The sequence below is a fragment of the Marinobacter sp. bablab_jr003 genome (genome assembly GCF_016464245.1).
Classification (GTDB): domain Bacteria; phylum Pseudomonadota; class Gammaproteobacteria; order Pseudomonadales; family Oleiphilaceae; genus Marinobacter; species Marinobacter vinifirmus.
Genome location: NZ_JADARC010000011.1, coordinates 1 through 20,091, shown reverse-complemented (window position 1 = coordinate 20,091; position 20,091 = coordinate 1). Strand labels below are relative to the sequence as shown.

General features: G+C 58.0%; 18 protein-coding genes. 10 read left to right on the top strand and 8 right to left on the bottom strand.

What is annotated here, in order from left to right; genetic code table 11:
- Window positions 1-17 precede the first annotated feature (17 nt).
- Window positions 18-3,560 carry a transcription-repair coupling factor gene (gene mfd, locus H3Z84_RS00150; protein ID WP_199455818.1) on the bottom strand — a complete coding sequence of 1,181 codons (3,543 nt, stop codon included), beginning with the start codon at window positions 3,558-3,560 and terminating at the stop codon, window positions 18-20.
- Window positions 3,561-3,741: 181 nt separating this feature from the next.
- On the opposite strand from mfd, the gene H3Z84_RS00145 reads away from it, so the two are divergent.
- From H3Z84_RS00145 to sthA, 10 genes are all read left to right on the top strand, one after another.
- Window positions 3,742-5,211, top strand: a complete 1,470-nt coding sequence (locus tag H3Z84_RS00145; RefSeq protein ID WP_199455817.1) for a glyceraldehyde-3-phosphate dehydrogenase — start codon at window positions 3,742-3,744, stop codon at window positions 5,209-5,211.
- A 242-nt stretch (window positions 5,212-5,453) separates the two neighbouring features.
- The gene (locus H3Z84_RS00140) at window positions 5,454-6,800 is read left to right on the top strand and encodes a Na(+)-translocating NADH-quinone reductase subunit A (protein WP_199455816.1); all 1,347 of its coding nucleotides are present in this window, start codon (window positions 5,454-5,456) and stop codon (window positions 6,798-6,800) included.
- A gap of 4 nt (window positions 6,801-6,804) precedes the next feature.
- Window positions 6,805-8,013, top strand: coding sequence for an NADH:ubiquinone reductase (Na(+)-transporting) subunit B (locus H3Z84_RS00135; protein ID WP_199455815.1), 1,209 nt, complete (start codon window positions 6,805-6,807; stop codon window positions 8,011-8,013).
- Window positions 8,006-8,809: a Na(+)-translocating NADH-quinone reductase subunit C gene (locus H3Z84_RS00130; protein ID WP_053112423.1), complete on the top strand. Its 804-nt coding sequence runs from the start codon at window positions 8,006-8,008 to the stop codon at window positions 8,807-8,809. Before H3Z84_RS00135 ends, H3Z84_RS00130 begins: the two co-directional genes overlap by 8 nt.
- A 2-nt stretch (window positions 8,810-8,811) precedes the next feature.
- A complete protein-coding gene (locus tag H3Z84_RS00125; protein ID WP_008175066.1) occupies window positions 8,812-9,477 on the top strand; it encodes an NADH:ubiquinone reductase (Na(+)-transporting) subunit D in 666 nt (221 codons plus the stop codon).
- Window positions 9,477-10,085: an NADH:ubiquinone reductase (Na(+)-transporting) subunit E gene (gene nqrE, locus H3Z84_RS00120; RefSeq protein ID WP_199455814.1), complete on the top strand. Its 609-nt coding sequence runs from the start codon at window positions 9,477-9,479 to the stop codon at window positions 10,083-10,085. The genes H3Z84_RS00125 and nqrE overlap by 1 nt, the downstream gene beginning before the upstream one ends.
- A gap of 37 nt (window positions 10,086-10,122) precedes the next feature.
- Window positions 10,123-11,349 carry an NADH:ubiquinone reductase (Na(+)-transporting) subunit F gene (gene nqrF, locus H3Z84_RS00115; RefSeq protein ID WP_199455813.1) on the top strand — a complete coding sequence of 409 codons (1,227 nt, stop codon included), beginning with the start codon at window positions 10,123-10,125 and terminating at the stop codon, window positions 11,347-11,349.
- Between the two features lie 9 nt (window positions 11,350-11,358).
- Window positions 11,359-12,408, top strand: a complete 1,050-nt coding sequence (locus H3Z84_RS00110; RefSeq protein ID WP_199455812.1) for an FAD:protein FMN transferase — start codon at window positions 11,359-11,361, stop codon at window positions 12,406-12,408.
- A gap of 12 nt (window positions 12,409-12,420) precedes the next feature.
- The gene (gene nqrM / locus H3Z84_RS00105; protein ID WP_199455811.1) at window positions 12,421-12,663 is read left to right on the top strand and encodes a (Na+)-NQR maturation NqrM; all 243 of its coding nucleotides are present in this window, start codon (window positions 12,421-12,423) and stop codon (window positions 12,661-12,663) included.
- A 73-nt stretch (window positions 12,664-12,736) separates the two neighbouring features.
- Window positions 12,737-14,128, top strand: coding sequence for a Si-specific NAD(P)(+) transhydrogenase (sthA, locus tag H3Z84_RS00100; protein ID WP_199455810.1), 1,392 nt, complete (start codon window positions 12,737-12,739; stop codon window positions 14,126-14,128).
- A gap of 25 nt (window positions 14,129-14,153) precedes the next feature.
- Here the strand turns inward: sthA and H3Z84_RS00095 are convergent, their stop codons facing one another.
- The 7 genes from H3Z84_RS00095 to H3Z84_RS00065 all read right to left on the bottom strand — a co-directional run bounded on the left by H3Z84_RS00095 (window position 14,154) and on the right by H3Z84_RS00065 (window position 19,776).
- On the bottom strand, window positions 14,154-14,927 hold the full coding sequence (locus H3Z84_RS00095) for a glycerophosphodiester phosphodiesterase (RefSeq protein WP_199455809.1): 774 nt from the start codon (window positions 14,925-14,927) through the stop codon (window positions 14,154-14,156).
- Window positions 14,924-16,051, bottom strand: a complete 1,128-nt coding sequence (locus H3Z84_RS00090) for a 3-deoxy-7-phosphoheptulonate synthase (protein WP_199455808.1) — start codon at window positions 16,049-16,051, stop codon at window positions 14,924-14,926. Before H3Z84_RS00090 ends, H3Z84_RS00095 begins: the two co-directional genes overlap by 4 nt.
- A 21-nt stretch (window positions 16,052-16,072) precedes the next feature.
- Complete coding sequence (gene tal, locus H3Z84_RS00085) at window positions 16,073-17,041, bottom strand: transaldolase (RefSeq protein ID WP_199455807.1); 969 nt, start codon at window positions 17,039-17,041, stop codon at window positions 16,073-16,075.
- Between the two features lie 119 nt (window positions 17,042-17,160).
- Window positions 17,161-18,177, bottom strand: coding sequence for a tRNA dihydrouridine(20/20a) synthase DusA (gene dusA / locus H3Z84_RS00080; RefSeq protein ID WP_416225940.1), 1,017 nt, complete (start codon window positions 18,175-18,177; stop codon window positions 17,161-17,163).
- Window positions 18,178-18,461: 284 nt separating this feature from the next.
- Window positions 18,462-18,746 carry a NadS family protein gene (gene nadS / locus H3Z84_RS00075; protein WP_058340132.1) on the bottom strand — a complete coding sequence of 95 codons (285 nt, stop codon included), beginning with the start codon at window positions 18,744-18,746 and terminating at the stop codon, window positions 18,462-18,464.
- Window positions 18,733-19,068 (bottom strand): type II toxin-antitoxin system RelE/ParE family toxin, encoded by a 336-nt coding sequence (locus tag H3Z84_RS00070; protein WP_199455842.1) that lies wholly within the window; start codon window positions 19,066-19,068, stop codon window positions 18,733-18,735. The genes nadS and H3Z84_RS00070 overlap by 14 nt, the downstream gene beginning before the upstream one ends.
- Before the next feature lie 75 nt (window positions 19,069-19,143).
- The gene (locus tag H3Z84_RS00065; protein ID WP_199455805.1) at window positions 19,144-19,776 is read right to left on the bottom strand and encodes an HPP family protein; all 633 of its coding nucleotides are present in this window, start codon (window positions 19,774-19,776) and stop codon (window positions 19,144-19,146) included.
- Window positions 19,777-20,091 lie beyond the last annotated feature (315 nt).

Genomic DNA, 20,091 nt, shown 5'->3' with positions numbered 1-20,091 from the left:
AGCTGATTCGGGTTGGCTCAGGCTTTCTTTGCCGGCGCCGGCTTGCTCTGCTCCGGCCCGAGTTCCATGAGCATGGCTGAGATGGCGTCGAGTTTACCACTGGTTGAATCATCATTCAGCCGGAAGCGGAAGCTGTTGGCCCCTTCCAGCCGGTAGGTGTCCGGTGCGGATTGCACTTTTTTAACCAGCGCCAGCGGGTCTACCGGCGTGCTTGCGCCGAACTCCAGGCGCACCCATTCCTTGCCGGCGTCCACTTTTACAATGCCCAGGGCGTCTGCTTTCAGGCGCAGGCGTGTCTGGTTCACCAGGTTCTTTGCCGGTTCCGGTAATAATCCGAACCGGTCAATCATCTCAACCTGAAGTTCTTTTAATTCTTCTTCGTTCTGCACACTGGCGATGCGCTTGTACAGCATCAGTCGGTTGTGCACATCCGGCAGGTAGTCGTCGGGAATCAGCGCCGGAATGCGCAGGTTCATCTCGGTGCCATGACTCAGGGGCAGCTCCGCATTGGGTGTGCGGCCCTCGCGGATGGCTTTTACCGCTTCGTCCAGCAGCTGCATGTACAGGGTGAAGCCGATGCTTTCAATCTGCCCGCTCTGTTCCTCGCCCAGCAGCTCGCCCGCGCCCCGGATTTCCAGGTCGTGGGTGGCCAGCATGAAGCCGGCGCCCAGGTCCTGGGCTTCGGAAATGGCATCCAGCCGTTTTTTCGCGTCGGTGGAAATACTCTTGGGCGGTGGCGTCAGCAGGTAGGCGTAGGCCTGGTGGTGGGAGCGGCCAACCCGGCCCCGCAGCTGGTGCAGCTGGGCCAGGCCGAATTTATCCGCCCGCTCGATAATAATGGTGTTGGCACTGGGAATGTCGATGCCGGTTTCCACAATGGTGGTACACACCAGCACGTTGAAGCGCTTGTGGTAGAAGTCCGACATGATCTGTTCCAGCTGGCGCTCGCGCATCTGGCCGTGGGCCACGCCTACCCGGGCTTCGGGAATCAGCCGGCGCAGGTCTTCAGCGGTTTTCTCGATGGTCGAGACATCGTTGTGCAGGAAGTACACCTGACCACCGCGCAGGATTTCCCGCAGAATGGCTTCTTTCACCATGGATTCGTCGCGCTGGCGCACAAAGGTTTTCACCGACAGCCGGCGGGCCGGCGGGGTGGCAATAATCGACAGGTCCCGCAGATGGCCCATGGCCATGTTCAGGGTCCGGGGGATGGGCGTGGCGGTGAGGGTAAGCATGTCCACCTCGGCCCGCAGGGACTTCAGCTTTTCTTTCTGCTGGACGCCGAACCGGTGTTCCTCGTCGATAATCACCAGCCCCAGGTTCTTGAACTTGATATCGCCCTGCAGCAGCTTGTGGGTGCCGATGACAATATCGGCCTTGCCTTCTTCAATGGCGGCAATGGCCTTGGTGGTCTGGGCGCCGCTGCGGAAACGGCTGAGCAGTTCCACGGTCACCGGGGTGTCAGAGAACCGGTCCCGGAAGGATTCATAATGTTGCTGCGCCAGCAGGGTAGTGGGTACCAGCACCGCCACCTGCTTGCCGGACCAGGTGGCCAGGAAAGCGGCACGCATGGCCACCTCGGTTTTCCCGAAGCCGACATCGCCACACACCAGGCGGTCCATGGGGCGCTCGCCGGTCATGTCTTCAAACACCGACTGAATGGCCACTTGCTGGTCCGGTGTCTCCTCGAACGGGAAGCCGGCGGCAAAGGCCCGGTAGGCTTCCTTCGGGTCTTCAAACTGGAAGCCTTTGCGGGCTTCACGGCGGGCGTAAACATCAAGCAGCTCGGCGGCGGTATCGCGGATTTTCTCCAGTGCTTTCTGCTTGGCGTTGCTCCAGCGGTCGGTGCCCAGCTTGTGCAAGGGGGCGTGTTCTTCGTCGGTGCCGGCGTAGCGGGAAATCAGGTGCAGGCTGGAGACCGGCACGTACAGTTTCGAGCCTCCGGCGTATTCGAGCATCAGGAATTCATCGGCCTGGCCGCCGGCGGTAATGGTTTCCAGGCCTTTGTAGCGGCCAACCCCGTGGTCGATATGCACCACCGGCGAGCCGATGCGCAGTTCGGACAGGTCCCGGTAACCGTGGTCGTCCACCTCGGTGGGTTTCTCGCGCCGCCGGCGCTGCAATACCCGCTCGCCAAACAGGGCGGTTTCGGTAATCAGCGCCAGGTTTTGCTCCGGCAGCACCATGCCCTGTTCCATGGGGGCAATGGTAATGGCCAGGGTGGAGTCGGATTTTTCCAGAAACTCCTGCCAGCCGGTGACGGTGGCCAGTTTCAGTTTGTGGTCACCCAGGTTTTCGATCAGTGCTTCCCGCCGGCCGGAGGATTCGGCACAGATCAGTACCCGGCCGGGAAACTCCTTGATGAACCGTTTCAGTCGTCCGGCGGGGTCCGCCGCCCGTCCGTCCATGGCCACATCCGGCAGGGCTTCGGCGTGGCAGTTGGCGCTGCCGGCACCCTCAACCGGATCCGGGGCGCAGGTTACCCGGGGGTAGGGTTTAAGCTGGCCGAACACCTCGTCTTGCTGCAGGAACAGCTCCGAGGGCGGCAGGATAGGCCGCAAACGGTCATGGCGGCGGTCTTCGTGCCGGGCCCGGGTTTCGGCATCAAACGCCGCAACGGCATCGTTCAGGCCGTCGGCCGTGAACACCAGGGTAGAAGCCGGCAGGTAATCGAACAGGGTGGCGGTTTCGTCAAAAAACAGCGGCAGGTAGTACTCGATGCCCGGCGGGGTAATGCCGTTGCTGACATCCTGGTACACCGGAGCCTCTTTATCGGCATTCGGGAAATGCTCGAACCAGCGGTTGCGGAAGCCGGAGCGGGCATCCTTATGCCATGGGAATTCATGGGCCGGCAGCAGTTCGATCTGCTCGATGCGGTCGATAGAACGCTGGGTTTCCGGATCGAAGGTGCGCAGGGTTTCGATTTCATCATCGAACAGGTCAATCCGGTAGGGCAGGTTGGAGCCCATGGGATAGATGTCCAGGATCGCTCCACGTACCGCGTATTCACCATGCTCGTACACGTTTTCGGCGTGGTGATAGCCGGCGGCTTCCAGTTGCATGCGCCAGCTGTCGATATCCAGGTTCTGGCCGACTTTCAGCAGCAGGGTGTTGCCCTGCAGGTAGCTGGGGGGTGCCAGCCGGTGCATCAGGGTGCGGGCCGGGACCACCAATATGCCGTGCCGGGTAGATGGCAGGCGGTGCAGGGTGCGGATTCGTCGGGAGGTGATGTCCTGGTGTGGCGAGAATAAATCGTAGGGCAGGGTTTCCCAGTCTGGCAGTGACAGCAGTTCCAGCCCGTCTTCGGTGATGGCGGCGCCGTCTTCTTCCGGTGGCAGGTTCAGGAAGAACCGGATGGCCTGTTCCAGCCGAATGGCGTCATCGGTGCTTCGGGTGATTACCAGTGTCAGCCCTTTGTGGTCCCTCGCGCTTTCGCAGATGGCCAGGGCGTCGCTGCAACCGGCCAGCTGCCCCCACTTTCGGTGGTCTGACGGTTTTTCCGGCGCCACGGGCGCAATAAGGGCAGTGGCAGTAAAGGAGCGGGCGGAACCTTGGGGCATGGGCTGGCAAATCTCCTGGGTTGGCGCATCGGAAGCGAAAGCGGCCGCTATTCTAGCGTTCGGGGGTGACAGTGTCATGGCCGGGCGACGAAGGTCGGGCAGAAACCTATTTGCCGTAGGCACCGTTAAGTTGGATAATACGCGCCTCAAATTATTCCCTGTGCTAAACGAGGTCCCAACCGTGAGTCACGAGCAGATCAACCAGCACCTGTCCAACTGGACGCAAAGAGAGTCCACCGCGGAAGCCATGATTCCGCTGATCGGCCGCCTGTACCGCAAGAACAACGTTGTTACGTCTGTTTACGGCCGCGCGATCATCAACCAGTCTGTGATCGACATCATCCGTGCCCACCGCTTTGTTCGCCAGGTTGAGCACAGCGAGCTGTCTGTTCACGACACCCTGCCTATCCTGCAGGAAATGGACAAGCTGGAACTGGGCCGTGCCCACGTGGATATCGGCAAGCTGGCCGTTAAATTCAAGGAAGAAGGTGGCGACCTCGCCGAATTCCTGAAGCGCGAAATCGGCCCGGTGGTTGGCCAGTACGCCAGCCAGTCCGAAGCAGACTCCAAAAACGAAACCAAAGACGTTGTCCTTTACGGCTTTGGCCGTATCGGCCGTCTGCTGGCCCGCATCCTGATCGAGAAGGCCGGTGGCGGTAACAACCTGCGCCTGCGTGCCATCGTGGTTCGTCAGGGCGGCGCCGAAAACGACCTGGAAAAGCGTGCCAGCCTGCTGCGCCGTGATTCCGTGCATGGTCCGTTCGACGGCACCATCACCGTAGATGAAGAAAACTCCGCGCTGATCGTCAACGGTAACTTCATCAAGGTGATCTACTCCGATGGCCCGGACAAGGTGGACTACACCGACTACGACATCCACAACGCCATCGTGATCGACAACACCGGTAAGTGGCGCGACGAAGAAGGCCTGGGCCTGCACTTGAAATCCAAGGGTGTCAGCCGCGTCATCCTGACCGCGCCGGGCAAGGGCGACATCAAGAACATCGTTTACGGCATCAACAACGACTGGATCACCGACGAAGACAAGATCCTGTCTGCCGCCTCCTGTACCACCAACGCCATTACCCCGGTACTGAAGGCCATCAACGACGAATACGGCATTGAAGACGGCCACGTTGAAACCGTTCACTCCTACACCAACGACCAGAACCTGATCGATAACTACCACAAGGGTAGCCGTCGTGGTCGCAGTGCGGCCCTGAACATGGTTATCACCGAAACCGGTGCTGCCAAGGCTGTTGCCAAGGCCCTGCCGGAGCTGAAAGGCAAGCTGAGCGGTAACGCTATCCGCGTTCCGACTCCGAACGTGTCTATGGCGATCCTGAACCTGAACCTGAAGTCAGACGTTGAAGTGGATAAGGTTAACGACTACCTGCGCGACATGGCCCTGCACTCCGAGTTGCAGAAGCAGATCGACTTCGTGAACTCTCCGGAAGTGGTGTCTACCGACTTCGTAGGCTCCCGCCACGCCGGTGTTGTGGATGCCCAGGCCACCATTGCCAACGGCAAGCGCCTGATCCTGTACGTATGGTACGACAACGAGTTCGGTTACAGCGCCCAGGTTATCCGCTGCGTTAACCAGATGGCCGGTGTAACCTACCCGATCTTTCCGAAGCGCACCCGCGACTAAAGTCGTAGGCCGCTTCCTCGAGAAGTGATCGGACCGGCCCCGGTAGCGTAAGTTACCGGGGCTTTCCTGCTTTAAGGGACCGCTAAAACCATTTTGGTTTCCGGTGGAAATAGGTTTCCTTAATCTCTATAATTGGCGCGATTTTGGGTATGTCTGGCACCCCGTTTCTCAACCTTCCTGGGCCGCAGGGGGCCGGGCGTTAATAATCCACAGAAACAGTTTCTGATGATTGGACGAGGCTAATGATCAAGATCAAAAAAGGCCTGGATCTTCCCATCAGCGGCGCTCCCGAACAGACCATTACAGATGGCAAGCCGATTCGCCACGTGGCATTGATCGGTTTTGACTATCACGGCATGAAGCCGACCATGGCTGTGAAAGAGGGGGACCGTGTCAAGCGCGGTACGCTGCTGTTCACGGACAAGAAGACCGAGGGCGTTCGTTATACTTCACCAGCCGCAGGCGTGGTGAAAGAAATCAATCGCGGTGAGCGTCGTGTATTCCAGTCTGTTGTTATCGAAATCGATGGCAACGATGCGGAAACCTATGCCCGTTACAACGATTCGGACCTTGCCGGCCTGGAACGCCAGCAGGTGGTCGACAACCTGGTAGAGTCCGGCCTGTGGACAGCTTTCCGCACGCGGCCCTACAGCAAGGTTCCGGAAATCGATTCCGCACCGAATTCCATTTTCGTGTCTGTGATGGACACCAACCCCCTGGCGGCAGACCCCACCGTTATCATCGGCGAGAACAGCAAGGCTTTTGAAAAAGGCCTGACCATCATCTCCCGCCTGACCAACGGCAAGGTATTTGTAACCGGCAAGCCCGGCGCGAATGTTTCTGTGCCCAAGGCCGACAATATCGAAGTACACCAGTTTGACGGTGTGCACCCGGCCGGCAACGTAGGTACCCATATCCATCACCTGGATCCGGTATCTGCCAGCAAAACTGTCTGGTCCATCAACTACCAGGACGTTATCGACATCGCCAAGCTGTTCGAAACCGGTGAAGTGCCGGTAGAGCGCATTGTGGCGATTGCTGGCCCGAAAGCCTCCAAGCCCCGCCTGGTTCGTACCCGTCTGGGTGCCAGCCTGCAGGAGTTGCTGGACGGCGAAGTGGCGACTGACTGTCAGGTTCGTGCTATTTCCGGTTCTGTGTTTGGTGGCCGTCGCGGCGAAGGCCCCTGCGCCTACCTAGGCCGCTTTGCCAACCAGGTAAGCGTGCTGGAAGAGCAGAGCAAGCGTGAGTTCATGGGTTGGTTGTCTCCGGGCCCCAACAAGTTCTCGGTGCTGAATATCTATCTGTCCAAGCTTAACCCGGGCAAGCTGTTCAACTTTACCACCACCACCAATGGCAGTGAGCGAGCCATGGTGCCGGTAGGTGCGTATGAACAGGTTATGCCGCTGGATATCCTGCCAACCCAGCTGCTGCGCGCACTGATTGTGGGCGATACCGAAATGGCACAGAAACTGGGTGCCCTGGAGCTGGATGAAGAAGATCTGGCGCTGTGCACCTTCGTGTGCCCCGGCAAATATGAATACGGTCCGATTCTCCGCGAGAACCTGACCCGAATCGAGATCGAGGGCTAATACGATGGCAATCCGACAGTTTCTCGATGGAATCGAGCATCACTTTGAAAAAGGCGGCAAGTACGAGCGCTGGTACGCCCTGTACGAAGCCGTTGATACAATTTTCTACTCGCCTGCGAGCGTAACCAAGACCACCTCCCATGTGCGTGATGGCGTAGACCTCAAGCGCATCATGATCACTGTGTGGCTGTGTACCTTCCCGGCCATGTTCTTCGGTATGTGGAACATCGGTTTCCAGGCCAACAGCTTCCTGGCGGAAAACGCCGGCGCGCAGATTGCCGACGGCGGCCTGCGTGAAGCCTTCATTACCGCCCTGGCGGCAACCGGAGCCGGAGCCGGCCTTTGGGATAACTTCGTATATGGCCTGGCGTACTTTGTGCCCATCTACGCGGTTACCTTTATTGTGGGTGGCTTCTGGGAAGTCCTGTTCGCCACCGTGCGCAAGCACGAAGTGAACGAAGGCTTCTTTGTGACCTCCGTACTGTTCGCACTGATCTGCCCGCCCACCATCCCGCTGTGGCAGGTGGCCCTGGGTATCACCTTCGGTGTGGTGATCGGTAAGGAAGTGTTCGGCGGTACCGGCAAGAACTTCCTGAACCCGGCCCTGACCGGTCGTGCCTTCCTGTACTTCGCCTATCCGGCGCAGATTTCCGGCGACACCGTCTGGACTGCGGTTGACGGCTTCAGTGGCGCCACGGCGCTGAGCTGGGCCGCCAGTGGTGGTCTGGAAGCTCTGGAAGCTCAAATTGGCTGGATGAGCGCCTTCATGGGCACCATTCAGGGCTCTATGGGTGAGACCTCGACACTGGCCATTCTGATTGGTGGCCTGATCCTGTTGGGGATGAAGATTGCCTCCTATCGCATCGTCGGAGGTGTGTTGATCGGTATGATCGGCATGTCGCTGCTGCTAAACATCATAGGTTCCGAGACCAATCCGATGTTCGCGGTTCCGGCGCATTGGCATCTGGTCATGGGCGGGTTTGCCTTTGGCATGATGTTCATGGCGACGGATCCGGTGTCCGCCGCGATGACTGACACGGGTCGCTGGTGTTTCGGTATTCTGGTAGGCGTGATGACTGTGCTGATCCGCGTGATCAATCCGGCGTTCCCGGAAGGCATCATGCTTGCCATCCTGTTCGCAAACCTGTTCGCGCCATTGATGGACCATTACGTGGTTCAGGCCAACATCAAACGGAGGCTTGCTCGTGGCTAAAGCTAAAGAAACCGTCTCCCGCACGCTGATCGTTGCGCTGGTGCTGAGTATCGTGTTCTCTGTCGTGGTATCCACCGCGGCGGTCATGCTCAGACCTGCCCAGGTCAAGAATCAGCATCTTGATATGACAACGAACATTCTCTCTGCCGCAGGTATGCTGGATCAAGGCGATACTGCAGAGCAGATTTTGCAGAAATTCGAGAGTTTCGATGTTCGCCTGGTGGATTTGGATACTGGTAAATTTGTAAAGCCTTCCGCCGTTGGTGTTGCTGAGCCCATGAAATATGATATGTACAAGGCCGCCTCGGACCCTCAGTTGTCTACGGATATTCCTTCCTCGGAAGACAAGGCTGGCATCAAGCGCCGGCCGAATGTTGCCAGGGTGTATACGCTGAGCGAGAACGGAGAGCTAGTGCGTGTGGTACTGCCAATTCATGGTTATGGCCTCTGGTCTACATTGTATGGCTTCATTTCGCTGGAAGGTGATTTGAACACCATTGAAGGGCTTGGCTTTTACTCCCACGCCGAAACTCCGGGCCTCGGTGGGGAGGTAGACAATCCACGCTGGAAGTCGCAGTGGGTGGGGAAGAAAGTTTATGATGGTGATCGCACTGAACCGCAGATCAAACTGGTTAAAGGTGGCGTAAACGTTGATGCAAAAAAAAGGCAGCATAAAGTGGATGCTCTGTCCGGGGCAACGTTGACCAGTCGCGGCGTTGAGCAACTGGTTAACTACTGGATGGGCGACCGCGGATACGCGCCGTTCCTGCAAAAACTTCGTGAAGGGGAGGTCTGATCATGGCAGATGCATCAGCCAAACAGGTTCTCTTCGAACCGATCTTCAGCAATAACCCGATTGCCCTGCAGATCCTGGGCATCTGTTCAGCGCTGGCGGTTACCACCAGCATGAACGTTACACTTGTTATGTGCGCGGCGGTTATTGCCGTTACCGCATTTTCCAACCTGGCCGTGTCCCTGGTACGCACCCAGATTCCGGGCAGTATCCGGATCATCGTGCAGATGACCATTATCGCCTCCCTGGTAATCGTGGTTGACCAGGTGCTCAAGGCCTATGCCTACGAGATTTCCAAGCAGCTCTCAGTGTTCGTTGGTCTGATTATCACCAACTGCATCGTTATGGGCCGCGCGGAAGGCTTTGCCATGAAGAACGGCCCCTGGCTGAGCTTCCTGGACGGCGTTGGTAACGGTCTGGGCTACTCGGTACTCCTGATCTTCGTTGCCTTCTTCCGTGAATTGCTGGGCGCCGGCTCACTGTTCGGTGTCTCCCTGATGCCGGTGGTGAACGAAGGTGGCTGGTACATTCCTAACGGCTTGTTGCTGCTGCCGCCGAGTGCGTTCTTTATTATCGGCCTGGCGATCTGGGGTCTGCGGACCTGGAAGCCGGAGCAGGTTGAAGAGCCGGACTATAAAATGTCTCGCCATGTCGCCAAGGAGGCCTTCTGATGGAGCATTATATCAGCTTGATTCTGAAGGCTGTTTTTGTTGAAAACATGGCGCTGGCCTTCTTCCTGGGGATGTGTACCTTCCTGGCCATCTCCAAGAAGATCGAGGCCGCAACCGGTCTTGGCATTGCCGTGGTGGTCGTGCTGACGGTCACCGTTCCGGTGAACAACCTTCTGTACAACAGCGTTCTGCGCGAAGGCGCCCTGGATTGGGCTGGCCTGCCGAACGTAGACCTGAGCTTTCTCGGATTGCTGACGTATATCGGGGTAATCGCGGCGATTGTTCAGATCATGGAAATGGTACTGGACAAGTATATCCCGGCGCTCTATGCCGCTCTGGGTGTGTTCCTGCCACTGATTACAGTGAACTGCGCCATTCTGGGTGCCTCGCTGTTCATGGTTGAGCGTGACTACACCTTTGGCGAGAGTGTGGTGTACGGCTTTGGCGCCGGTGTTGGCTGGGCCCTGGCCATCATCGCCCTGGCAGGTATCCGTGAAAAGCTCAAGTACAGCGATGTCCCGAACGGACTGCGTGGCCTTGGCATCACCTTCATTACTGTGGGTCTGATGTCTCTGGGTTTCATGTCGTTCTCCGGCATCTCCCTGTAATTCACCCGGTGATTCGGTTTAACGAAAAGGCGAGACCATGAATACAGAAATTATTCTCGGCGTGGTCATGTTCACCGTTATCGTTCTGGCCCTGGTCGCAGTGATTCTTGCGGCCCGGTCCAGGCTGGTAAGCACCGGTGATGTGACCATTGAGATCAACGACGATCCCGAACACACGCTGAAGACCGAAGCCGGCGGCAAGCTGCTCGGTACTCTGGCTAACAGTGGTATTTTTCTGTCCTCTGCTTGTGGTGGCGGCGGTACCTGCGCCCAGTGCAAGTGCAAGGTTCTGGAGGGCGGCGGTGCCATGCTGCCGACGGAAAAGACCCACTTCACCAATCGTGAAGAGAAAGAGGGCTGGCGCCTGTCCTGCCAGGTTCCTGTAAAACAGGACATGAAGGTGGAAGTGCCGGAAGAGTTCTTTGGCGTCAAGAAGTGGGAATGCGAGGTTGTCTCCAACCACAACGTCGCCACCTTCATCAAAGAGCTGGTGCTCAAGCTGCCGGAAGGCGAGGAAGTTGACTTCCGCGCAGGCGGTTATGTACAGCTGGAGTGCCCTCCGTACGAAATCAACTTCAAGGATTTCAACATCGAGGAAGAGTTCCACGAAGACTGGGACAAGCACGACATCTGGCGCTACAAGGGCGTGAACAAGGAAGAGACCATCCGGGCCTATTCCATGGCGAACTACCCGGAAGAGAAAGGTCTTCTCAAGTTCAACATCCGTATCGCTACGCCGCCTCCTGGCACTGATCATCCGCCGGGCATCATGTCTACCTTCGTGTTCAACCTGAAGCCGGGTGACAAGGTAACCGTAATGGGACCGTTTGGTGAGTTCTTCGCCAAGGATACCGATGCGGAGATGGTGTTCATCGGTGGTGGTGCGGGTATGGCGCCGATGCGCTCCCACATCTTCGACCAACTGAAGCGCCTGAACTCCAAGCGCAAGATCAGCTTCTGGTACGGTGCCCGTAGTGTGCGCGAAATGTTCTACGTAGAAGATTTCGACATGCTGGCCCGCGAGAACGAGAACTTCGAGTGGCACGTGGCGTTGTCTGACGCGCTGCCGAGCGATAACTGGGAAGGCCCGACCGGCTTTATCCATAACGTGTTGTACGAAAACTATCTGAAGGACCACCCGGCTCCGGAAGACTGTGAGTTCTACATGTGCGGGCCCCCAATCATGAACGCGTCTGTCATCAAGATGTTGAAAGACCTTGGTGTAGAAGACGAAAACATCATGCTGGATGATTTCGGGGGTTAATTCACTCAAATGACATCCGGCAAGATGAAGCCCGCCAGGGTGGTTATAATCAGCGTTTTCTGGGCGCTGGTTATGGCTGCCCTGGCGGGTTGCTCGTTTCAGGACGAGGAAAAAATCTGGGAGATCTCCGGCGGCATTTTTGGCACCACCTATCATATCAACGTGGTATTGCCCGAAGACGAAGCCCGGTTGCAGACCCTGGCTGATGGCATTGAAACCGCACTGAACGATGTAGACGCCAGTATGTCTACCTGGAAGACGGACTCTGAACTGTCTGTCCTGAACCGGAAACAGGACCAGTCCGGGTGGACGCCCTTGTCTCCGGCACTGTTCGAGGTGATCCAGCGGGCGCAGGAAATCTCTGCCCTGACCGATGGCGCGTTCGACATCACCATCGGCCCCGTTGTGAACCTGTGGGGCTTCGGGCCGGAAGCACGGCTGGAAAAGGCGCCTTCAGAGCAAGAACTGGCAGTACGGATGGCGGCCACCGGCTGGGAAAAGCTGGAGCTGGATGAGCAGCGCCAGGCAATCCGCAGCCAGCAGCCCCAGTACATTGACCTGTCCGGCATTGCCAAGGGCTATGGTGTGGATGTGGTGGGCCGTTACCTCGACAGCGAAGGGGTACAGGCTTACCTGGTGGAGATCGGTGGCGAGGTCCGTACCCTTGGCCGCAAGCCTGGTGGCGACGCCTGGCGGTTAGCCGTAGAAGAGCCCACAGAGGATGCCCGGCAGGTAAACAAGGTTGTCGCGCTCAGCGGGCAGGCCATGGCAACCTCCGGCGACTATCGTAACTATTACGAATCACAAGGGCTGCGCTATTCCCATACAATTGACCCTGATACCGGTAAACCGATAAGTCACAAACTGGCATCGGTAACCGTACTGGCGGATGATTGCATGACAGCCGACGCACTGGCGACTGCATTCAACGTGATGGGTTATGAGCGCGCTGCGAGCCTGGCAACCCGGGAAAACATTCCCGCATACTTTATCGTAAGGGGAGACAACGGTTTTGAAACCCATCAGACACCGGCATTCTCGTCTTACGTTGTCCAGTAAAAGGGGGCAGTAATGGGTACCTTTCTTTTAGTTCTGTTTATTGTGGTACTGCTGGTTGCCGGCATGTCGATCGGCGTTATTTTCGGTCGCAAGCCGATCAGCGGAACCTGTGGTGGTATTGGTGCCCTGGGTATCAGTGCTTCCTGCGATATTTGCGGTGGTAACACCCAGAAGTGTGAAGAGAGCCGGAATGGCTCCGACGAGCCGGCAAAGATGGAAGACCTGGCCTACGACGCCACCAAAGCCGACAAGTAACCGCAACGGGTCACCTACAATCACTATAACGACAGCTACGCACTCAAGACGTAGATAAGGAGTCACTGCGCACATGGCAGAGCATCATTACGACGTAGTCGTGATCGGCGCCGGCCCTTCCGGAGAAGGGGCGGCAATGAACGCGGCCAAGCACAACAAGCGCGTCGCCATCATTGAAGACAAGCCCACCGTTGGCGGTAACTGCACCCACTGGGGCACCATCCCGTCGAAGGCGCTGCGGCACTCGGTCAAGCAGATCATCACCTTCAACACCAACCAGATGTTCCGGGACATCGGCGAGCCGCGCTGGTTCTCCTTCCCCCGTGTGCTGCAGAACGCCCAGAAGGTCATTGGCAAGCAGGTTAAGCTGCGCACCCAGTTCTACTCCCGTAACCGGGTAGACCTGATCAACGGCCGTGCGTCGTTTGTTGACACGCACCGGCTGGAAATCCGTGGCAACAAATCGGTGGAAACCATCCACTTCAAACAGGCGATCATTGCCACTGGCTCCCGCCCGTACCTGCCGCCCGATGTGGACTTCCGCCATCACCGGATCTACAACTCGGATTCCATCCTGAACCTGTCCCACACCCCGCGTACCCTGATTATCTACGGTGCCGGCGTTATCGGTTCAGAATACGCGTCCATCTTTGCCGGGCTGGGTGTGAAGGTAGACCTGATCAACCCGGGTGACCGCCTGCTGTCGTTCCTGGATGACGAAATCTCTGATGCGCTGAGCTACCATCTGCGTAACAACGGCGTGCTGGTTCGTCATAACGAGCAGTATGAATCCGTGAAGGGCGACGACCACGGCGTGGTACTGTCGCTGCAATCCGGCAAGAAAATCCGTGCCGATGCCTTCCTGTGGTGTAACGGCCGTAGTGGTAACACCGAGAACCTGGGCCTGGAAAATGTCGGCCTGGTGCCGAATGGCCGCGGCCAGCTGGCAGTGGATGACCACTACCGCACCGAGGTAGAGCATATCTACGCCGCCGGTGATGTAATCGGTTGGCCAAGCCTGGCCAGTGCTGCCTATGACCAAGGCCGTGCGGCCTCTTCCGATATTACCCAGGACGAGTATTTCCGCTTTGTGAACGATGTGCCCACCGGCATCTACACCATTCCGGAAATCAGTTCAGTGGGTAAAACCGAGCGGGAGCTGACCGAAGCCAGAGTGCCTTACGACGTGGGCCAGGCCTTCTTCAAAGACCTCGCCCGGGCGCAGATTACCGGTGAAGCGGTCGGTATGCTGAAGATTCTGTTCCACCGTGAAACCCGTGAAATCCTGGGCATTCACTGCTTTGGTGACCAGGCCGCCGAGATCGTACACATCGGCCAGGCCATCATGAACCAGGAAGGGGAAGCCAATTCCCTGAACTACTTCATCAATACCACGTTCAACTACCCGACCATGGCGGAAGCCTACCGGGTAGCTGCACTGAACGGCCTGAACAGAATCTTCTGAGCAGGCCGTGGTGCCCGGGCCTGCCTCAGGCAGGTTCCGGGCTGCTTTCCCTGGCCGGAAGGCTCAGTACCGCCTTGGTCCGGTTATCGAAGAACATTTTGGTACTGGTGGGATAGTCAGAAATAATGCTGTCCACGCCCATTTCTTCCAGCTTCAGCATGTCGTGAATACGGTTTACCGTCCAGGTAGACACGTGCATGTTGCGCTTGTGGGCGGTGTCGACCATCTCCTTGTTCAGGATTTTCCAGTTAACGCAGAAATACTCGCAACCCAGCCGGGTGGCCAGGTTCAGGGGCTTGGGAAACTTGCGCTCCGCCACCAGGCCGATGCGGATATTGCGGTTTCTCCGGCGGATTTCCCGCAAGAACCACGGGTCTGTAGAGGTGACCGCGCAGGTCTGGTACAGGTTACGGCGCTGGATAACCTCGGTTAGCCGGTTGCACAGAATATTCAGGCGCGAACGGCTGTCTTTCTTTACCTCCAGCTGCACGTGTTCCAGGTCGTCAAACTGGTCCAGCAGGGTTTCCAGTGCCGGAATCCCGGTTTTGCGGGGCCAGGCGCTGGTGTTGCGCCTGGCGTCCATGTTTTCCAGCTCGGCTGCCGTGTAGTTACCCACGTTGCCTTTCTGGCCGGTGGTGCGGTCTACCGTCAGGTCGTGCACCAACACGGGAATGCCGTCTTTCGACAGCACAAGGTCCAGCTCGAAATGCCGGATGCCCTGCCGGTATGCATGCACAAAGCCGGGCAGGGTATTTTCGGGGGCCTCACCCTTGGCCCCCCGGTGACCATAAACGATCATTCTGCAGTGTTGTCCTTAAGACGTTGATAAATAGCCTGGCGCTTCTTCCAGGTGTCGTGGCACAGGCGGATATCTTCCAGGTACGCCGGCAGCTCGTTCATCAGCAGAGCCTGGGGGCCGTCGACCAGGGCTTTTTCCGGTTTCGGGTGGAAGTCCACCAGGACCATGTTGGCACCGGCAATCACCCCCTGAGCGGTGGCGTGCATCACATCCAGGATGCCGTCCGGTGCTTTTTCACGACTGCCCACAGAGTGGGACGGGTCGACACACACCGGCATACGGGTCAGGCGTTTTACTGCCGGCACGTGGGCGAAGTCCACCATGTTGCGGTGCGGCTGGCCGGCCTCGGTTTTCATGCCGCGCAGGCAGAAAATCACATTGGCGTTGCCTTCGCTGGCCAGGTATTCCGCCGCGTTCAGGGATTCGTTCAGGGTAATACCGAAGCCGCGCTTCAGCAGCACCGGGTAGGTGGTCTGGCGACCAATGGCTTTCAGCAGCTCGAAGTTCTGGGTATTGCGGGTGCCCACCTGCAGCATCACGCCGGTAGGACGGCCCAGCTTCTCCAGGCAGGTATCGATTTCTTCGATGTGGCTCTCGTGGGTGATCTCCATGGCGACCACCTTGATGCCATGCTTGCCCGCCTTCTCGAACACCCAGGGCAGGCAGCCCTTACCGTGGCCCTGGAACGAATAGGGGTTGGTGCGGGGCTTGTAGGCGCCCATGCGGGTGCAAACTTCGCCGGCGTCTTCCAGCGCCTGCATCATCTGCTCAACGTGCTCGGGTACATCCACCGCGCACAGGCCGGCAAAGATATTCAGGTTGTTCTGGCTGAACTCCACGCCGTTGTAGGTGAAACCGCTCTGGCGATTGTCGTCTTTGTGGCGGCCCAGAATCCGGTAGTCATCGGAAATGCGAATGGCCCGCTCAACCGCCGGCAGGGCTTCTATTTCTTCCTTGTCCAGGGTCTTGGTATCGCCCAACAGGTAAACCTCGGTCAGCCGCTGGCTGGCGCCCTGGATTTCGTGAACGCGAATGCTCACGCCGGGCAGGTTTTCCAGGTAATGCATGGTCTGGCGATAGGCATCGCTGTCCAGCGCCGTATTGGGGTGAAGAATGGCTAGCATGGAACGTCCTCGTCCTTAAAATTACGCGGCCCGGGAGGCCAGCTGGCGCACCCGGTTCTCAAGCTCAATCTGGTCGGCCGCAAAGCGGCGGATGCCGTCGGCCAGTTTCTCGGTGGCCATGGCGTCTTCATTGGATTCCCAGCGGAACAGCTTTTCGTCTACCCAGCCCATTTTCTCGGAGACTGATGCGGAATCCGGGCTCAGCTTGCGGCTGAGTTCGCCCTGGTCTTCTTTCAGTTCCTGCAGCAGGGCAGGGCTGATGGTCAGCCGGTCGCAGCCGGCCAGCATTTCAATCTCGCCGGTATTGCGGAAGCTGGCGCCCATCACCACGGTGTTGAAACCATGGGCCTTGTAGTAATTATAGATGCGGGTGACCGACTGCACGCCGGGGTCTTCCGCCGCCGGGTAGCTGTCGCGGCCGGAACTGGCCAGGTGCCAGTCCAGGATGCGGCCCACAAATGGTGAAATCAGGTGCGCGCCGGCCTGGGCACAGGCAACCGCCTGCACAAACGAGAACAGCAAAGTCAGGTTGCAGCGAATGCCTTCCTTTTCCAGCTGCTCGGCCGCGCGGATGCCTTCCCAGGTGGAGGCAATCTTGATCAGCACCCGGCTGGTGTCTACGCCTTGCTGGTCGTACAGCTCAATCAGGCCACGGGCCTTCTGCAGAGTAGCGGCAGTGTCGAATGACAGGCGGGCGTCTACCTCGGTGGATACCACGCCGGGAATCAGGTTCAGGATTTCCTTGCCGGCCAGCACTGCGAGCATATCGGTAGCCACCGAGAGCTGGTCTGCCGAAGAGCCGCCGTGTTTCGCGGCAATGGCCACGGCTTTATCCAGCATGGGGCGATAGGCGTCAGACGCTGCGGCCTTCAGCAGCAGGGAAGGGTTGGTGGTGGCATCTTCCGGCCGCCATTGGGCAATGGCGTCGATATCGCCGGTGTCGGCTACCACGGTGGTCATGTTTTTCAGTTGGTCTAGCTTGCTGGTCATTCGTCCTGTCGTCCCGGTTGTTCGGTTTTGGTGCAGCATCCAGCTCCCGAATGCTTTGCTAACCCTTACAATAACGGCAGGTTACAACAGGAACAAGACAACAAATGGTATGCCTGTTATCAGCTTTCCGCTATCGGTTGCGGCTCGCGTACCTTGGCCAGGGCCTGTTCGATCACTTCCAGCCCGGAACCAGGCTTGTTGGCGTTCTCGCTCAGGTGCCGGCGAAACTGCCGCCCGCCCGGCTGGCCCAGGAACAGGCCCATAATGTGGCGGGTAATGTGGGTAAGGTACACGCCCCGGTCCAGCTCCTTCTGAATAAACGGAAACATCGCCCGCAGCGCCTCGTGGCGGCTGGTAACGGCCGGTGGCTCGCCAAATAGTTCAGAATCCACCCCGGCCAGCAACCAGGGATTGTGGTAGGCCTCTCGCCCCAGCATCACGCCGTCGGTATGGGCCAGGTGCTCGTGGCATTCCTCGAAGGTCTTGATGCCGCCATTGATGATGATTTCCAGGTGCGGGTAGGCCTGCTTCAGGCGGTACACCCAGTCGTACTTCAGTGGCGGAATATCGCGGTTTTCCTTCGGGCTCAGGCCCTCAAGAATGGCAATGCGGGCATGCACAATGAAGGTCTTGCAGCCGGCGGCGGCCACCGTCTCGATAAACTCGCACAGCTCGTCCCAGGACTCCCGGCCATTGATGCCAATGCGGTGCTTCACCGTAACCGGCAAATCCGTGGCCTCGATCATCGCCGCCACGCCTTCCGCCACTTTATCCGGGTGGCCCATCAGGCAGGCGCCAATCATGTTGTTCTGCACCCGGTCGCTCGGGCAGCCCACGTTCAGGTTCACCTCATCAAACCCGAATTCCTGCGCCAGCTTCGCACACTGCGCCAGCTCCCCGGCATCACTCCCGCCCAGCTGCAACGCCAGCGGAAACTCCGATGGATCATGCCGCAAAAACCGCGCCGTATCGCCATGAATCAACGCCCCGGTCGTCACCATCTCGGTATACAACAAAGCCCTGCGGCTAAGAATACGCGCCAGGTACCGAAAATGCGGCGTAGTCCAATCCATCATCGGCGCAACCGAAAACCGGCGAGACAAAACGGGGGCGGGCTGTTGAGAGGTCATGAACATCCGGAGAACAAAGCAAATGAAGGCGCCAATTCTACCACGTTCCCCCCATTCGGAGTCGATTAGGGGACTAGGGGTCTGTCCCTACGTTTGCCTGACCAGGGGTCTGTCCCTACGTGGACTGACCCCTCTAGGCACCAGGTTTAAGTACTGGGGGCTGCCCCCGAGGATTGACTAGGGGTCTGTCCCTACGTGGACTGACCCCTCCAGGCTCCAAGTTCAGCCAGGCACCGTGCCTTGGGAAGCTGACCCCGTCGCCGTTCTGTTGGCGACGGTCGCCTGATAGCTTAGTGAGATGCAAGCTCGCTGTAGAACGCAGGGTTTTCCTGAATCGTTGCGAGCACTTTCGCTGCCAGGCCGGTTGGGTTCCTGCGTTTGCTTTCCCAGCTTTTAATCGTATCTACGCTTGTCCCCATCGCCGTGGCAAATTCTGCTTGCGAGACATTTAATTGGGCGCGGATAGCTTTGACATCCGATACTTCATGGCGAGTGATCCGGCCGGCTTTAATCTTACCTTTCTTGATGTCGACAGCCTCTTCCATTGAGGCCTGGAGTTCATCAAATACGCTCATTGGGCTCATCTCCCTTAAGCTGCTGGGCCAATATTTTCAACTTGGTTTTCTCTGCTGAAGTCAGGCTATCTTTTTCGCTTTTCGGATACGCCAGAATCAAATAAATGACCTCTCGCGTCGCCAGAAAATAGATCACCCGTGCTCCACCGCTTTTACCTCGATTCTGAAGAGGCATTCTTACTTTTCTGAGCCCTCCTGTACCTTGAATAAGGGCGCCTCTTTCAGGGGCCGCTATCAAGAGGCGCTGAAGTTCTCTTAATTCGTCGTCCGTTGCTATCTCTTTGATCTGGCGCGTAAATATAGGAGTTTCAATAAACTCGATGGCCTTGTGCACGGTTAGCAAATCCTTTTGCTGAACTAGTTTTGTGTACATAGTACACCATCCGAATGAATGGAGTCAAACCCCAGCAACCTTAGACCCCTCCGTAGCCGGCGCCACCCCACCACCAGCCCAAACCGGATAAGGAATCCCCGCCAGGCGGTTCATCACAAAGGCATGGGCCAGCAGCAGGGCTACGCCGGCCATCAGAATAGGCAACTGGGCCGGGTTCGGCATCAGGCCCAGGGAGACGATCAGGGCGGTGGCGCCGGCGGGAGGATGGGCTACGCGGAATACCACCATCAGGCAGCTGGTGAGGCCCAGAGACAGCGCTGCAGCGCCTACCCTGGCCAGGTCAACGCCGGTTGCAAAGGCGGAAGGCTGGCCCTGCAGGCCGAAAATGTACAGGCACAGCAACCCCATCAACGCGCCAATCAGGTGCCCGCACAGGGTATTCCGGGGCGACGCCGGCTGGGCCATCGGTACGTAGAACAGGATAAACGCCGTAGCGCCCAGCGATGGAAAGATAAACGCCTCCTGCGTAACCAGCGCCACAAACGACACCAACGCAATGCTGAAGCTACCATTCACCAGGTTGAACACCGCCATCACCGTGGTGCGGCTGTAACGGCTGGCTAACCGCTCCAGGTGCAGTGCATGAATCAGCCCTTTGGCCAGCTGCCAGCGAAGTTGTTCGTTGCGACGTCCCATAACGCGGTAAAGTGCCTCCACACGGTGCCATAAAAAGGGCGCGATACTAGGCACTGACGGATATCAAGGCAAACAAGGATTTTCGATAATGGTTAAGGGCCCGCTCAATAACCGCTCAAGCCTGGACTTGGTGCCTGGAGGGGTCAGTCCACGTAGGGACAGACCCCTAGTCAGTGAAGTGACCCCCGAAAGTTGGACACCGACTTTTGGGGAGTCACATGACAAGAACACATAGTGAAGCATTCAAATTAAAGATGGTGAAGCTTTACCTCGACGGCGGGGCCAGCTTCAACCGCATCTCCAGAGAATTCAATG

What these genes read in the sequence shown, in the direction of transcription:
- mfd (WP_199455818.1), bottom strand. Translation starts at nt 3,560, where the DNA reads ATGCCCCAAGGTTCCGCCCGCTCCTTTACTGCCACTGCCCTTATTGCG.
- H3Z84_RS00140 (WP_199455816.1), top strand. Translation starts at nt 5,454, where the DNA reads ATGATCAAGATCAAAAAAGGCCTGGATCTTCCCATCAGCGGCGCTCCC.
- H3Z84_RS00135 (WP_199455815.1), top strand. Translation starts at nt 6,805, where the DNA reads ATGGCAATCCGACAGTTTCTCGATGGAATCGAGCATCACTTTGAAAAA.
- H3Z84_RS00125 (WP_008175066.1), top strand. Translation starts at nt 8,812, where the DNA reads ATGGCAGATGCATCAGCCAAACAGGTTCTCTTCGAACCGATCTTCAGC.
- nqrE (WP_199455814.1), top strand. Translation starts at nt 9,477, where the DNA reads ATGGAGCATTATATCAGCTTGATTCTGAAGGCTGTTTTTGTTGAAAAC.
- nqrF (WP_199455813.1), top strand. Translation starts at nt 10,123, where the DNA reads ATGAATACAGAAATTATTCTCGGCGTGGTCATGTTCACCGTTATCGTT.
- H3Z84_RS00110 (WP_199455812.1), top strand. Translation starts at nt 11,359, where the DNA reads ATGACATCCGGCAAGATGAAGCCCGCCAGGGTGGTTATAATCAGCGTT.
- nqrM (WP_199455811.1), top strand. Translation starts at nt 12,421, where the DNA reads ATGGGTACCTTTCTTTTAGTTCTGTTTATTGTGGTACTGCTGGTTGCC.
- sthA (WP_199455810.1), top strand. Translation starts at nt 12,737, where the DNA reads ATGGCAGAGCATCATTACGACGTAGTCGTGATCGGCGCCGGCCCTTCC.
- H3Z84_RS00095 (WP_199455809.1), bottom strand. Translation starts at nt 14,927, where the DNA reads ATGATCGTTTATGGTCACCGGGGGGCCAAGGGTGAGGCCCCCGAAAAT.
- H3Z84_RS00090 (WP_199455808.1), bottom strand. Translation starts at nt 16,051, where the DNA reads ATGCTAGCCATTCTTCACCCCAATACGGCGCTGGACAGCGATGCCTAT.
- tal (WP_199455807.1), bottom strand. Translation starts at nt 17,041, where the DNA reads ATGACCAGCAAGCTAGACCAACTGAAAAACATGACCACCGTGGTAGCC.
- dusA (WP_416225940.1), bottom strand. Translation starts at nt 18,177, where the DNA reads ATGTTCATGACCTCTCAACAGCCCGCCCCCGTTTTGTCTCGCCGGTTT.
- nadS (WP_058340132.1), bottom strand. Translation starts at nt 18,746, where the DNA reads ATGAGCGTATTTGATGAACTCCAGGCCTCAATGGAAGAGGCTGTCGAC.
- H3Z84_RS00065 (WP_199455805.1), bottom strand. Translation starts at nt 19,776, where the DNA reads ATGGGACGTCGCAACGAACAACTTCGCTGGCAGCTGGCCAAAGGGCTG.